Source organism: Lysinibacillus sp. COL-1 (genome assembly GCF_059814265.1).
Window position 1 is genome coordinate 2,999,885 of the sequence record NZ_JCAWSJ010000004.1, and the last position, 15,233, is coordinate 3,015,117.

The 15,233-nt window shown below is 38.1% G+C and carries 13 protein-coding genes, 1 riboswitch and 1 other annotated feature; of the genes, 4 read left to right on the top strand and 9 right to left on the bottom strand.

Annotated elements, in window-relative coordinates; genetic code table 11:
* Positions 1-20: 20 nt before the first annotated feature.
* The 9 genes from AC6BKE_RS23110 to recD2 all read right to left on the bottom strand — a co-directional run bounded on the left by AC6BKE_RS23110 (position 21) and on the right by recD2 (position 12,148).
* On the bottom strand, positions 21-830 hold the full coding sequence (locus tag AC6BKE_RS23110; protein WP_036121966.1) for a MetQ/NlpA family ABC transporter substrate-binding protein: 810 nt from the start codon (positions 828-830) through the stop codon (positions 21-23).
* An 835-nt stretch (positions 831-1,665) separates the two neighbouring features.
* On the bottom strand, positions 1,666-2,193 hold the full coding sequence (locus AC6BKE_RS23115; RefSeq protein WP_036124330.1) for a DUF1292 domain-containing protein: 528 nt from the start codon (positions 2,191-2,193) through the stop codon (positions 1,666-1,668).
* Positions 2,194-2,479: 286 nt separating this feature from the next.
* On the bottom strand, positions 2,480-2,788 hold the full coding sequence (locus AC6BKE_RS23120; RefSeq protein WP_036124332.1) for a DUF1292 domain-containing protein: 309 nt from the start codon (positions 2,786-2,788) through the stop codon (positions 2,480-2,482).
* Positions 2,789-2,807: 19 nt separating this feature from the next.
* Complete coding sequence (ruvX, locus tag AC6BKE_RS23125) at positions 2,808-3,224, bottom strand: Holliday junction resolvase RuvX (RefSeq protein ID WP_036124334.1); 417 nt, start codon at positions 3,222-3,224, stop codon at positions 2,808-2,810.
* Between the two features lie 2 nt (positions 3,225-3,226).
* Positions 3,227-3,493 carry an IreB family regulatory phosphoprotein gene (locus AC6BKE_RS23130; protein ID WP_004226839.1) on the bottom strand — a complete coding sequence of 89 codons (267 nt, stop codon included), beginning with the start codon at positions 3,491-3,493 and terminating at the stop codon, positions 3,227-3,229.
* Between the two features lie 156 nt (positions 3,494-3,649).
* Complete coding sequence (alaS, locus tag AC6BKE_RS23135; protein WP_089933437.1) at positions 3,650-6,310, bottom strand: alanine--tRNA ligase; 2,661 nt, start codon at positions 6,308-6,310, stop codon at positions 3,650-3,652.
* A gap of 114 nt (positions 6,311-6,424) precedes the next feature.
* Positions 6,425-6,642: a binding site (T-box leader), on the bottom strand.
* 67 nt (positions 6,643-6,709) lie between these two features.
* On the bottom strand, positions 6,710-7,675 hold the full coding sequence (locus tag AC6BKE_RS23140) for a magnesium transporter CorA family protein (RefSeq protein ID WP_036124338.1): 966 nt from the start codon (positions 7,673-7,675) through the stop codon (positions 6,710-6,712).
* A 247-nt stretch (positions 7,676-7,922) separates the two neighbouring features.
* A riboswitch (M-box (ykoK) riboswitch) is annotated at positions 7,923-8,088 on the bottom strand.
* A gap of 56 nt (positions 8,089-8,144) precedes the next feature.
* The gene (hpaB, locus tag AC6BKE_RS23145) at positions 8,145-9,578 is read right to left on the bottom strand and encodes a 4-hydroxyphenylacetate 3-monooxygenase, oxygenase component (RefSeq protein ID WP_036124339.1); all 1,434 of its coding nucleotides are present in this window, start codon (positions 9,576-9,578) and stop codon (positions 8,145-8,147) included.
* Between the two features lie 137 nt (positions 9,579-9,715).
* Positions 9,716-12,148, bottom strand: coding sequence for an SF1B family DNA helicase RecD2 (gene recD2, locus AC6BKE_RS23150; protein WP_499858145.1), 2,433 nt, complete (start codon positions 12,146-12,148; stop codon positions 9,716-9,718).
* Between the two features lie 188 nt (positions 12,149-12,336).
* Here recD2 and hisA point away from each other — a divergent pair, with 188 nt between their 5' ends.
* From hisA to AC6BKE_RS23170, 4 genes are all read left to right on the top strand, one after another.
* Positions 12,337-13,104 carry a phosphoribosylformimino-5-aminoimidazole carboxamide ribotide isomerase gene (gene hisA, locus AC6BKE_RS23155; RefSeq protein ID WP_036124343.1) on the top strand — a complete coding sequence of 256 codons (768 nt, stop codon included), beginning with the start codon at positions 12,337-12,339 and terminating at the stop codon, positions 13,102-13,104.
* Positions 13,101-13,388, top strand: a complete 288-nt coding sequence (locus AC6BKE_RS23160) for a hypothetical protein (RefSeq protein ID WP_036124345.1) — start codon at positions 13,101-13,103, stop codon at positions 13,386-13,388. Before hisA ends, AC6BKE_RS23160 begins: the two co-directional genes overlap by 4 nt.
* A 130-nt stretch (positions 13,389-13,518) precedes the next feature.
* Complete coding sequence (locus AC6BKE_RS23165) at positions 13,519-14,370, top strand: hypothetical protein (protein ID WP_499858146.1); 852 nt, start codon at positions 13,519-13,521, stop codon at positions 14,368-14,370.
* Positions 14,371-14,386: 16 nt separating this feature from the next.
* Positions 14,387-15,109, top strand: a complete 723-nt coding sequence (locus AC6BKE_RS23170) for a GTP pyrophosphokinase (protein WP_036124348.1) — start codon at positions 14,387-14,389, stop codon at positions 15,107-15,109.
* The last annotated feature ends 124 nt before the right edge of the window (positions 15,110-15,233 follow it).

The window sequence follows — 15,233 nt, forward strand, 5'->3', positions numbered from 1 at the left end:
ATTTATGTGATTGCACAGCTTTAAAATGCTGGGACAACAGCACCTTTATATTGATCTTCAAAGAACGAACGTGCCTTTTCACTTGTTAACCACTTAACAATTGTTTGTATAGCTGGATCATCCTTTTTTTCATTTGTCGAGGCTATTATATTGACATAAGGTGATTCTGAATCTTCTATAATCAGTGCATCCTTCACAGGATTATAGCCCCCTTCTAATGCGTAATTTGTATTGATAGCAGCTGCTTCTACATCATCTAATGAACGAACAAGTAGTGGAGAATCAACACCTATAAATTGAATACTCTTCTCATTTTTCGCAATATCTTCGACTGTATAATCACCTTTCTTCGTTTTATCTAATTCAATCAAACCATTATTTTGAAACAGTAATAATGCTCTTGAGAAATTGACAACATCATTAGGTACAGCAACCTTTGCATTTTGTGGCAAATCACTAATTTTTTTTATTTTTTTTGAGTACACACCAAATGGCTCAATATGAATTCCTTTTACACTGACTAAATCTAAATGACTTTCTTTATTCGACTGTTCTAAAAAAGGGACATGTTGAAAATAGTTAAAATCCAACTCACCATCTGCCGTTTGTTGGTTCGCTTGCACAGCATCTTTTATAATGGTAATGTCTAGTTTCACTCCATCTTTTTCAATATCTTTTGCTAAATACTCCAATACTTCCGCATGAGGAACATTGGCTGCCCCTACTTTTAATGTTACAATCTCCTCTTTAGTAGCCTCTTCTTTGTTTGTGCAACCAGCCAACAAGCCTATTACCAATGCACCGATAAGCCATTTCCAACCTAGTCTCATCACATTACCTCCTTAATTAATAAATTTACTTGGTTTAATTTAAAACAAATCTTATCTATTTACTAAGAATTGGTCAATGCTCCTTTTGTTTCATTTATTAAAAAATTCAGAAAACTAAAAGTTGAAATGCATATTTTTTCTCGAAAATCCATTAAATTTAATCGAAAATGCAAAAATCCCATTTACAGATAGAATATTTTTAGACCCTTGATAGAAAATTTCTATTAATAAAACAAAAACCTCTGAGTGGCTAACAACCACTCAGAGGTTTCATAGTATTGAAAAACAAAACAATTCACAGCATTTTTGCGAAAGGTAAAAAAGGATTTCCGTTGCAGGCTACTTGCTTTCCTGTGGGCGAGCGCCGAGCCGCTTCCTCTGCTACCGCTCCGTTTAGAGGCTCGCCTGTCTCGCTATCCCACGGGACTCAAGTAGCCTTCCACTCCAACCCACAAAAATATTGCCTTTTTTAGCAAAGGTCTTCACTACTCTTTATGGAGGGGTGTTGTCACACATCACTTCTCCACATTGAAAGTAAGAGAGGCTATCCTCTCTTATAATATAAATAATGGGCTATTTTGTTCAGGAAAAGACACTTTTGCAGAATGGCTGATTGGAGTGGAGCCAGCGTCACTCCTAGGGGATTTAGCGTCACAGAGGAGACCCTGGAGCGAACGCAGTAAGTGAAGTGGCTCATCGGACACCCCCTGGAAAGGACGCTGGTGGAACGGAAATCAACCCCTCGCCTTGCTAAAGGTTCTTTTTCTGCTATTGACATCACCTTTTTTCAACAACATAAAAAAAACTGTGAGTGGCTAACAACCACTCACAGTTTTTACAATTCGTTTAATACATCCTCAACAAAGGCCCATTCTTCATCCGTTTCAATTGGTAATAATTCTTCTATAGAACCGTCATTTCCAGACAAATATTGAGCTGCAAAAATATCACGTTCTTCCATAGGTTCATCCGTCGCTGGAACATATAAAACATACGATTTACCAAATTGCTCAGATGAAAAAGTATGAATAACCTCACAAATTTGATCTGTTCCATCTTCATTGGTCACAGTAATAAGCTGGGGCTCTGCATCGAATTCATCAAGAAGTGTCAACACTACCTCATTAATCATTTCCCATTCGGCATCCGTTTCAACTGGCTGTAAATTGGCCATTTCACCCGTATTGTCATCATAATCAAAGGTCATCGCTGAAATATCCCCCGGGATTTCTTGCCCCTTGTCATCTACAAGTGAAAATAGCACATAAGACTTGTCCTCTGCATCAAATGTAAAGACCACACGGCATTTTTGCTCTTTGCCACCTTCGACTATTATCGTAAATTCTTGTGTTTCTTCATTCATTTGGGTTCCTCCTTTATACCTTTGCTGTCATTTATTAAGTGGATTTTATTTACCCCCACGCTATTATTGTTGAGTATTTTATTAGCGGGCTCTTGAGTAGTTCCAGTCATTTGATGAGTGCTGTCACCCTACTTTTGAGCGGTTTCTCTCACTTTACGAACGATTTACAACACTCTTGAGCGAAACCCACATGTATCTCCACAATTCAACTACTAGACAGAGGCTCAATAAAAAAGGAACAAGGAATGCAAGCTGCGATCCTTGTTCCAAGCTTTGAGTTAGAAGATTATTCTTCGTTTTCATCCTCTAAAGCATTTAAAACGTCCTCTACCATATCCCACTCTGCTTCAGTTTCGATTGGCGTTAATTCACCATCTTCACCATTTTCAGATGGTACAAATGAAGATACGAAGATTTCAACTGAGCCATCTTCATCTTCTTCTGCGCCTACCATTGAGTAAAACACATATGATTTGCCAAACTCTGGAGATTCATGAACGTGAATCACTTCACAAAGCTGTTCGTTTCCGTTTTCGTCAATCACTGTAATGTGTTGAACATGTAGTTCTTCTTCATGGTTATGCTCGTGTGTCATGCCTAAGTCACCTCATCAATTAATTTTTGCTATCTAAGTAGCCTTGTAAAATCATCACAGCCGCCATTTTATCAATGACCTGCTTGCGCTTTTTGCGACTCACGTCCGCTTCGATTAGCATACGTTCTGCAGCCATCGTCGTTAAACGTTCATCCCATAACTTAACCGGTAGTGAAAATGTTTCTTCCAACAACTTTTTATAGTCCTCAGATGCTTCTCCACGCGGTCCTACCGTATTATTCATGTTTTTCGGATATCCTACAACAAATTCTGTTATAGCATATTCCTTTACTAGCTCGGCGATGCGGTCAATACCGAACTCTCCGTTAGCCTCATCAATTTTTACGGTTTCAATACCTTGGGCAGTCCACCCGAGTGCATCACTAACAGCAACCCCAACAGTTTTCGACCCAACGTCTAATCCCATAATTCTCATTTCTAGTCCTCGTTATTCTTTTTAATATAAAATTTAACAAGCTCCTCTAGAATTTCGTCACGCTCAAGCTTGCGAATTAAATTACGAGCATCCTGATGGCGAGGAATATACGCCGGATCACCAGAAAGTAAGTAACCAACAATCTGATTGATAGGGTTATATCCCTTTTCCTCTAATGAAGAATGTACTTTCAACATTACTTGCTTGACTTCCTGTTCCATTGATTCTTCTGGAAAATTAAATTTCATCGTTTGATCAAATGAACTCATGACCAGCACCTCGCTTTCAGAAATAAGGAGATGTGCAGACAAGCTCATCTCCAATTTCTCTTTATTATAACATGTTTTGGCGTATTATCAATTATACCTCGGCATAATTACGTTCGGAATCAGCCAGAGGCTTTCACTTCTTTTCGTTGAAAGAAGTTAAATGGATTTAATATAATCATACACAGAAACTAATGCTTCTTCAAGTTTTGAGGCATCCTTTGCACCTGCCATCGCCATATCTGGGCGACCGCCACCTTTACCGCCACAAGCTTCTGCAACCATTTTCACAATATTCCCTGCATGGTAATTGCCACCAACTAATTCTTTGGAAACCCCAGCGCATAACATAACTTTTTCGCCATCAACCGCTCCAAGAACAATAACTGCTTTTGGCATTTTCACTTTTAAGTCGTCCATCATTTGACGCAGTTGATTATTATCTTTCGCCTCTACTTTTGTCGATAGAACTGTCACATCACCAATTGTTTGTGCTGCATCAACGATAGCTCCTGCCTGTGCATTTGCGATTTTTTGGGATAAGGCTTCATTTTCTCGTTGTAACTCTTTATAGTCAGCCTGCAATGCCTGCACTTTTGTCACGACATCTTTAGGGTTTGCTTTTAATAATGCTGCTGCCTCATTTAATAAAGCTTCTTCCTCTTTTACTGCTTCATAGGCAACCTTACCTGTCACAGCTTCAATACGGCGAGTACCTGCACCAATACCACCTTCTGAAACAATTTTGAAGAAGCCAATTTCAGAAGAACGTTTGACATGGATACCACCACATAGCTCAATCGAATAATCTCCTATTGATACGACACGAACTACATCGCCATATTTTTCACCGAACAATGCCATTGCACCCATCGCTTTCGCTTCGTCAATGCCTTTTTCTTCAATAACGACCTCTATATCATCCCACACTTTCTCATTTACAATACGCTCGATTTGCTGTAATTCTTCTTTTGTAACTTGACCAAAATGAGAGAAGTCAAAACGTAATCGGTCAGGACCTACATATGAACCAGCTTGATTAACATGATCGCCTAGCACATCTTTTAATGCACGTTGCATAATATGTGTCGCTGTATGGTTTTTAATAATTAAATTACGGTCATCACGATTGACCACTGCTTGCACTGCATCTTCTACATGCATTTCACCAGATTCAACTACTACTGTATGAAGCGGTTGACCATTCGGTGCTTTTTGAACATCTTTTACGATAGCCGTAAAACGATCATTTGAAATAGTACCGCTATCAGCAATTTGACCACCCATTTCTGCATAGAATGGTGTCTTCGCTAAAATAACGAATGCTTCTTGTCCTTCAGAAGCAACTTTTGCTACTTGACCATTGACGATCATTGCAGCGATTTCAGTAGAAACCGTTAACGTATCATAGCCAACAAATTCACTTGCAACTGTTAAGTTTGCTAATACTTCATTTTGTACTTGCATAGAATCAACATCTTGACGAGCTGCACGAGCACGTTCACGCTGTTCTTCCATCGCTGCCTCGAAGCCCTCATGATCAACCTTCATGCCCACTTCTTCTGCATATTCCTCTGTTAATTCGATTGGGAAGCCATACGTATCGTATAAACGGAAGGCATCTGCACCAGGAATATAATCGTGGCCAGCTGTTTTTTGCGATTCCACTACTGCATTAAAGATTGCTAAACCACCGTCCAATGTTTCATGGAAACGAATTTCTTCATTTTTAATGACACGTTGAATAAATTCACATTTCTCCGTTACTTCTGGATAGAAGTCTTCCATGATTTTCCCTACAGTTGGTACCAGTTCAAACATAAATGGCTTCTCAATGCCAATTTGTTTAGCATAACGAACAGCACGGCGTAATAAACGACGCAATACATAACCACGTCCTTCGTTTGAAGGAAGAGCACCATCGCCAATGGCAAAAGCTACTGTACGAATATGGTCTGCAATAACTTTAAACGGTGTATTAATATCCTCTTCTGAGCCGAAAATTTCATTTAAATCTACTTCGCTAGGACGCTTATATTTACGGTTGGCAAATTCCTCGATTTTTTCAATGATTGGCATGAATAAATCTGTATCGAAGTTTGTTGGTACATTTTGAACAACAGATACAATACGCTCTAAGCCCATACCTGTATCAATATTTTGCTTTGGTAGGGGTGTGTATGTACCATCAGGATTATGGTTGAATTGCGAGAACACAAGGTTCCAAATTTCGAGATAACGTTCGTTCTCCCCACCTGGATACATTTCAGGATCATTTTCATCTGAGCCATATTCTACACCACGATCATAAAAAATCTCTGAGTTAGGACCAGATGGACCTTCTCCAATATCCCAGAAGTTTCCTTCTAAACGGATTAAACGCTCTTCAGGAATACCGATTTCTTGATGCCAAACATCATATGCTTCCTGATCTTCAGGGTGAATTGTGATAGATAATAACGCTGGATCAAAGCCCATCCATTTTTTATCCGTTAAAAACTCCCAAGCATAATGGATTGCTTCTTTTTTGAAGTAGTCACCAATGGAGAAGTTTCCTAACATTTCAAAGAATGTATGGTGACGAGCTGTTTTCCCAACGTTCTCAATATCATTGGTACGAATCGATTTTTGTGCATTCGTAATACGTGGATTGTCAGGAATAACACGACCATCAAAATATGGTTTAAGAGTGGCAACACCTGAGTTAATCCATAGTAGTGATGGGTCATTTATTGGCACAAGTGGCGCTGATGGCTCATGATGATGTCCCTTTTCTTTAAAAAATTCCAAATACATACGGCGAATATCTACTGCTTTCATTGGATAAATTCCTCCTATTTTATATTGTAAAATCACGATAAGAATCCTGCGATCTACATGAATTACACTTTGGAGAGTACTATCGAAGAAAATAAAAAAAGCCCTCATCCCCAAAAAAGGGACGAGGACTTGTCATTTGTCTCGCGGTACCACCCTAGTTGTAAGTAAAAAATGCTTACTTACCTCTTTAGCACTTGTAACGTCAGTGAACGGCAGGGATTAGCTGCACTCTGGAGTAGCTTTCGGCATTTGCTGTCGTGAGGATTTTTCCAGCCTAGAAATCCCTTTCTTGTACACGCACAAATACGTACTTTTTCCATCATCGTTTTTACTTTTTCTAACGAAATTATAAAAAAAATCTATTGTGCTGTCAATTAGTACTACTATGACTAATGCTATCTAAGCAATCATTTTTTTAAAATATACCCACATACCCCAAGTAAAGAGCACTAGAAAAGCACTGATTGCAATCGTTGCAATAGGTGAATCCTGATAAGGTAACGGCACATTCATACCAAAAAAGCTAGTGATCACAGATAATGGTAACATTATTGTAGAAATAACTGTTAGTAAATTCAGCTTTTCAATGGATTTACCACTATTAATTGAAAAATATGTGTCGAGTGTACTGTTAACTAAATCGCGGTATGTCTCTGTAGAGTCAACAATACGTTCTAGATGGTCATTTAAATCTTTATAGAATGGGATATTTTCTTCCTGTATCTCAAATTTCCACTGACCATTGATTGTTGAAAAAATTCTTCTTTGCGGCATGATGGCCTGGCGAATTAAAATAATGGCCCGCTTTAGTGCAAGAAATTCCTCAGTCACTACTTTAGGTTGATACTCATAAATTTCTTCTTCTAGTTCATCTATGCGAGTTCGAATTCGCTCTAATACTGGAAAATATTCATCTGTAATGCCATCTATAATGGTATGCAATAAAAAATCAGTACCCTTTTCCATATATTCGGAACGATTAACACAAACATTTTCCATGTGACCTAGCCATTGCAATTTCCGTTTGTGTACAGTGACAACATAGTTTGGACCCATAAAAATATTGAGCTCAACGGTTGTAATTTCATTATTACTTTTTTCATTATAAATGGGTGCATGGAAAACAAAAAATTTATAATCGCCATAATTGTCCATTTTCGGACGGGAGCCTTCATGTAAGCAATCTTCAACTGCTAATGGATGAAAGCCAAATACATCTGCTATATTATTCAATTCATTATAACTATACGCATATAAATCTACCCATAATAAATCTTCATTATGAATAGGTAGTTGTAAATCCTTCATGTTGAAATCATGTTGGACTGTCTTGTTGCTGCTATTAAAATAGTGGATTTTAATCATTGCACTTCACCTCATGTTTTGTTATTGAGGGAAACAAAAGGTCATCCTTTATCGCCTTTTGTCTGCGTTGGTGATCCGAAATGGATGCCTTTTATTTGTTTCCGTTTGCCTAGAATGATACTTATTCGGTTCAGGACTACTATCCATTTCTCATCACCTTCCTTTCATAACAAAAACACGCCTTCTACGAATGAAGGCGTGTTGAATACACATATCAAAAAAGAGCAATAAAAAATCGTTGCATGCGTGTTACCTTCAAACGTTGAGTTTTAGCACTATGCGGCATAGGAATATGTCCAGCTACGTTAAAAAACACCTTATTTCGATGATTTCTGTTGACCCATTGGCGTCTCTCGACATTTTTGGGTAGTAGCGTATCTCCAGCATAGGAGCCTCACCTAACGAAGGGATGTTATTCTTTTATTCCTATAAATCATAGCGGATTGAATTCAAACTGTCAAACTGTAAATCATTCATTTTTCAAAAAGTCTTCTACTCTTTGCACGAATTGGTCCCGTTTATACGATTGATAGAGCAGGCTAGATAAACGCACTGGATCACCAAAGAAAAAGCGTTCATACAGTGTTTGCCTTGTGCCAAAACTACTCATTGTTAAATCCCAAGCTAAACGAAATTTTTTCACTCGCTCTTCGCCTTTATCTTGGAATGATTGCAAATAGTGATCAAGATCTCCTTCATCTGCTGCAAATGCTTTGGCACTTGGTATGGACATTAAGCCGCTTGCCCCAAGTTGTTGGATGATTTCCGTAAAAGTCGGATATACTCTCGGGAAAATTTGAATGGCTACTTGCAAAGTTGAGAGGTCTGGTCGAAGAAAGCCGAACATATCTCGCTGTGCATCTATTTCTGATTTTACGAGCATTGCCTTCATCGTTTCTAGTGTCACAATTACATCCACTACTTTTTGTTGTACATGTTGGTAATCACCGATATTAATGGTGTCCACAATCGACTGCACAACACCTAATACAAATTCAGTCTTCGCAATTTGCCGAGAAAGTACTTGATGTAAACTGTATGCTTGGAAGCCACTAACATTCATAAATTGATTGGCAACATCTACATTTTCGTAATAAAAAACCCGTTCCCAAGGGACAACTACATCATCAAAAACAACAATCGCATCCATTTCTTCAAAACGAGAGCTTAATGGATAATCAAATGAGGAATCTCCACCTACAAAAGATTGGCGACATAAAAACTTTAAGCCCTTCGTATTACTCGGTATCGAAAAGCCGAAACCTTTTCCTTCATCATAACCATTTGTTGATAAAACGAGCAGTTCATCCGTTATGCCGCCTTGTGTTGCTAGTAATCTCGCCCCTTTAATGATTAAACCTTCACTCGTCTTGTCAATAATTTTGGCAGCAATCGTCACTTCTTCATCCTCATAGTAATAGCGCTTACGGTTTACCTGTGGTTCGATAAAGGTATGGGTCATAGTAATATCATTCTCACGAGCATACTCATAAAACTTCAGTAAATGCTCTGGAAAACAATTTGGCTTATCTTTTAAAAAGTCTGACGCTGAAGCTAAGGCCATTAAGGTCGTATTCATATAATCTGGGCTTCTCCCCATAAAACCATGGGAAGATAATGCCCATTCCCTTGCCGCATGGCGCCTTTTCACAAGATCTTCTGGCGTCATTACTTGAAGAAAAGACATGCCAACTCTCTGCTTGCTAGTTGGCGATTCATAGGTCATTTTTTCAAGAAGAGCCCCTTGATGTTGTAAGTCAAAAAGTTTTGCTTGACTCTGCATAATCCCCTTAAATGCAGGATGTTCTGACACCTTTCCTGTCACGACTTCCCCATCAATCGAAATATACGTTTTTAAAGCATCTATACGTTCAATATACTGTTGCCCTGTCATTATTGGCATGCTGTCACCCCTATACATTCCCTATGTTTTTGTACTCACCTAGTATATGAAATGTCCAAATATTAGGTGACGATAGGCTAAATAGAAAAGCCCGACTAGACAGTCTAATCGGGCATATACAGCAAATAGTAATTATTTTAGTCATTTAAAAAATCATAAGGGGAGATATCATTCATCCCAATCATTGGATGAATATATGGTGCTGTTTCTACTGTTAGCTTTTGTGCTATGGAGACGGGATTGTTCAACTCCTGCTCCTCTATTGACATAGCCTCTACTTCCACAATTTCTTCATTGATATCCATCGGATTAAGTCTTGCACGTAAAGAAGTGAAACGCTGTAAGTCATCTGTACGCTGTAAGCCATCTGCAAGTACATCAGGTTCACCACATAAAATCAAAAAGTTTTTAGCACGAGTAATCCCTGTGTATAAGAGATTACGCCGTAGCATTTTTGAATATCCTCTGACAACTGGCATAATAACTGTTTGAAACTCAGAGCCTTGAGATTTATGAATAGAGCAGCAATAGGCTAGTGTCAATTGGTTCAAATCACTGCGTTGATAGGTTACCTCGATACCATCAAAGGATACGATCAGTAAGTCCTGTTTTTCGATCGTTTCTTTTGCTTTAATAATACTGATGACCTCGCCCATATCCCCGTTAAAAACATTGCTCTCAGGTTGATTGACCAACTGAAGTACTTTATCTTTTATGCGATAAGTCACATCACCAAAGACCAGCTCTTTTCTTGTTCCCGTATCATTTGGATTAATGAGCTCTTGAATCCTTTTATTTAAATTATCAATACCAGCCGTACCTTTATACATGGGTGCTAGCACCTGAATATTGCGAATTTCCTGTCCTTTGGCTACTGCACTTTTGACAACCTGCGTGACAACATTGGCAACTTGATCGGCTGAAGCCTTTATAAACGAACGATCAGATGTTTTAGCTGTTAAATCATTTGGAATCGTTCCCTTTTTAATTTGATGGGCAAGCTCAATAATTGTAGAGCCCTCTGCTTGTCGGTAAACATCTGTTAGTTCAACAGTTGGCAGTTGCTTTGATGCTAATAAATCCTTTAACACCTGTCCTGGCCCTACTGGTGGAAGCTGGTCCTGGTCCCCTACAAAAACAACCTGGACATCTTCATGTAAAGCTTTTAATAACTGATGGGCAAGCCATGTATCCACCATAGACATTTCATCCACAATGATGAGCTTTCCTGTTACCTCACGCTCTGTTTCTTCCTCTTTTTCTTGCCCTGTAAAGCCAAGTAGACGATGAATGGTCATTGCAGGAAGCTCAGTTGATTCAGCTAACCGCTTGGCAGCACGTCCAGTTGGTGCACAAAGGATGATAGGAAATGGTTCTTCTTTTTGAGCATATTCTTTTGGATTTAATGATAAACCATGTAGCTTTGCATAAACTTCAACCACTCCACGTACAACCGTTGTTTTTCCAGTACCCGGTCCACCTGTCAAAATCATGACGGCTGAATTTAAAGCCTGTTCAATAGCATTTGCTTGTGTCTCAGCGTAGGTGACATTGAGTAGCTCCTCTGTTTCTCCAATGGCTTTTCTAATTTCGTCCTTACTAAAATGCTCAGCCTTATTATTTCGCTCAATGAGCGATACGATTTTAGAGGCAATCCCTACTTCAGAAAAATAAAGGGATGGTAAATATAATCTAGTTTCTTCACCACAAATTTTACCTTCTTCACGTAGCTCAATACAGGCTTTAGAAATGTCCTCAAACGGGATCTCCTGCCGCTGACTTTGTTGAAGCATATCCTTTACAAGCGGTAGGACATGCTCCGCATCTAAATAGACGTGTCCATCTGATAAAGCAGCTGTATTTAACACATGAAATATCGCTGCTTTGACACGATCAGGATGTTTACCAGTAATTCCTAGTTTAGCCCCTAATTCGTCAGCCCGAAAGAAACCAACGCCTTCAACATCTTCGATCAAGCGATATGGATTTTCAGTTAGTAATTCTATGGCTTCAGTTCGATAGGTTTGATAGATTTTCATACCGAGCTGTGGACCAAAGCCCCACTCATTCAGTTGAATCATCACACGTTCTAGGCCTAGATTTTGTTCGATGGTGCGATGAATAACTTCTTTTTTTTCAGTGGATAAGCGAGGAACGGCGTCAAGTGCACTAGGATCTTCTAAAATAACACGAAGAGCATTAGCCCCTAGTTTTTCTACAATCGTTTCAGCCGTTTTTTTCCCAATTCCTACAAATAAGTCACTAGATAAATAATGAATAATCCCTTGCTCAGTTGCAGGAACCTCTTTCGTAAATGTCTCGATTTGAAATTGAGCACCATATTTAGGATGCTGTTTTAAGATACCCGTAAAACGATATTGTTCATCCATTTGTAATGGTGGAAAATAACCAACAACGATAATTTCTTTATCTTCATATTGTAAGTTCGTCTCTTGTATTTTCACACGTACAATCGAATACATATTTTGTGCATTATGAAAGATAGAGACGATTGGACGTCCGAGTATAAAGAATTTATTGAGTTCAAATAAATCTAGATGATCGGTCATGTTCGGTCCGTCCTTTCTTATTGTCTTCAATCTTTTTATTTTACCATAGCCTCATCAAAATATCGTAGATAAAAATGTATTCTCTACTTTATTTTTACATTATTGCGACAAATGACAATTCTCTGCCTTTATCTCTTATTCCATGCTATGATAAATAAGAATTAGCGCACGGAAGGATTGTGAAGTTAGTGGAATTTAGACCTTGCATCGATTTACATGATGGCAAAGTAAAACAAATTGTAGGAAGTACTTTGGGTTATGCAAATCAAGCTGTCGTAGAAAATTTTATTTCTACACATGACGCTAGCTACTATGCACAAATGTTTGCAAAAGATCGCCTAACAGGTGGACATGTTATCATGCTTGGTTCTGGGAATGAAGAAGCCGCCTTAGCCGCTTTAGCAGCCTATCCTCAGGGCTTACAAATTGGTGGCGGCATCACGGCTGATAATGCACAAAAATATATTGAAGCAGGCGCTTCGCATATTATCGTGACATCCTATATTTTTCATGATGGACAGCTAGACCTAGCACGTTTAAAGCGTTTAAACCAACTGATAGGTAAAGAACGTCTAGTCATTGATCTTAGCTGCAAGATGCGTGATGGAAAGTGGTTTGTCATGACAGATAAATGGACTACATATAGTCACTTCGAAGTCAATGCAGCATCTATTGCCTATCTAGAAGATTTTTGTGATGAACTTTTAATTCATGCCGTCGATGTTGAAGGAAAAAAGGGGGGAATGCAGGAAAGCCTAGTAAGGGATTTGGCTGCCTGGACTTCTATTCCTACTACCTATGCAGGTGGTGTTCGTTCGCTGGAGGATTTAGAAAAATTTAATCAATTAGCCAACGGAAAATTGCATGTAACCATTGGCAGTGCCCTCTCTATTTTTGGTGGGAAGTTACCTTATACAGATGTAGTAAACTATTGTGAAAGAGGTGGGATCTTGTGAAGCTAATTTATAAAGATTATGTTTTTCCATTTCAAGAAACAAATTTAGAGAGAATCATAGATGGTAAATATTTTAAAGTAAATAAAAAAGATCATTCTCTTGCGATTCACGTGCAACTGGACAACGAACAAATGTTACTAGAGTTTTCAAAATCATTAAAGGCAACTTGTGGCTTGTTACGCGATCAAGAAACAGAACCGTATATCGGAACATATATTGATTTACAGGTTTTTGTCGATGAGTTTAATAAGCGCTATAACTTAAATGCTGAAATTATTACTTAAACCGAAGGGGCACTAGCTCCTTTTTTTCATTTTCTCACCTCCGTCTCCTCTATTCCTTTCAACAATTTCTGAAACCTTTTGTTTGTCATATGAGTTATATATTGTATAGCATTACGTATAAGGGGGTCACATGACTAAACTCCATATTAAACATATACTACCTTATTTTTTTATGCTTCCCGCACTTCTTATAGGAACGATCGCTATGATCTTCTACGGTGTAGACATAAGTATTTGGATACAAAATATATTCATCTGGATGTTAGGCGTTTGTTTTTGCTATGTCATTTTAAATAAAACACCCCTAATAGAACTACATAAGAACCCTCTTTTGGTCACATCTATTTTAACTATTTTACTTATTCTGCCCTTTTGGTTTAATGGCTTAGAGGGTGTCCACCGATGGGTAACTTTGGGTCCATTCAATTTTTATATGGCCAGTATTATTTTACCTATGCTCATTGTTTATTTGTGGAGGCTATCAAAAAGTAATTATTTACCGTATGTTATAGGATTCATGATTCTCATAGGTGGTATTTTACTATTGCAACCAGATGCAGGGCAAATTATTGCTTTTGCTTGTGCCTCCACCATTATTTTATGGCGAGCTATAGAAAACCCTAAATGGCAGTATATTACGCTAATCATACTAACCCTATATGTCTTTACATCCTGGATTTACATCGATCATTTAGCTCCTGTACCATATGTAGAGCAAATAATATTTTTAGTAGCAGATATGGGAAGTATGTTACTTATTTTAGGAGTTGGAGCCCTTCTATTGTTAGTCTATCCATTCTTTATCACATGGAAAAAAGATATATTAGCAAGCGCTTTAGGACTCTATTTCTTGATGACAATTCTTGTCACTTTCTTTGGCCATTTTCCAATGCCTATTATGGGCTATGGAATTTCACCCATTATTGGCTATCTCATTGCGATGACAGCCACACAGAAAATAAAAATGGCACAAACCAACTAGAAAGGATTTACAAACTATGAAAACTGGACTAGAGGTAAACTCTTTAAAAACATTCCAAACTGAATTAACACGTTTCTTTTTAGCCTACAAATTTGCTCTACAGGAAGTAGAAACGAAAATAAATATATTGCAAGAAGAATTTAAGTTGATTCATGAATACAATCCAATTGAGCATATTTCCACTCGTGTAAAATCACCGAAAAGTATTTTAGCGAAGATGATGAAAAAAGAGCTTCCCCCATCCATGGAGGCTGTTCGTGAAAATATTCGTGATATAGCAGGCGCTCGCATCACCTGCTCTTTCGTGGAAGATATTTACAAGGTTAGTGCCATGTTACAGGCACAGCATGACATTGAGGTTGTTGAAGTGAAGGATTATATTGCTTATCCAAAAGAAAATGGCTACCAAAGCTTACATCTCATTATTAAAATTCCTATCTTTATGTCAGACCATATGGAAAAGGTTTACACAGAGATCCAAATTCGTACAATAGCAATGGATTTTTGGGCAAGCTTGGAGCACAAAATTTATTATAAGTATAACAAAGATGTACCCGAGCATATTCGTATTGAATTAAAAGAAGCCGCACTACAAGCAGCCGAATTAGATCGAAAAATGGAGCGTTTGAATAAAGAGATCAATATTTTAAAAGAAAATGAAGCAGAGCCATCATTACTAGACAGTACCCCTATTTCACATTTAGCGAAATACTTAACAGAACTACCTAACAATCAATGACACTCCGTTGTCATTATGACCAAAACTAAATGAACATAAAAATCCACCTAGCTTTCGGTGAGAAAAGTAAAAGACCCAATTGTCCAATGTTCTTTTTCACAGAGAGTGAGGTGGATTTTTACAG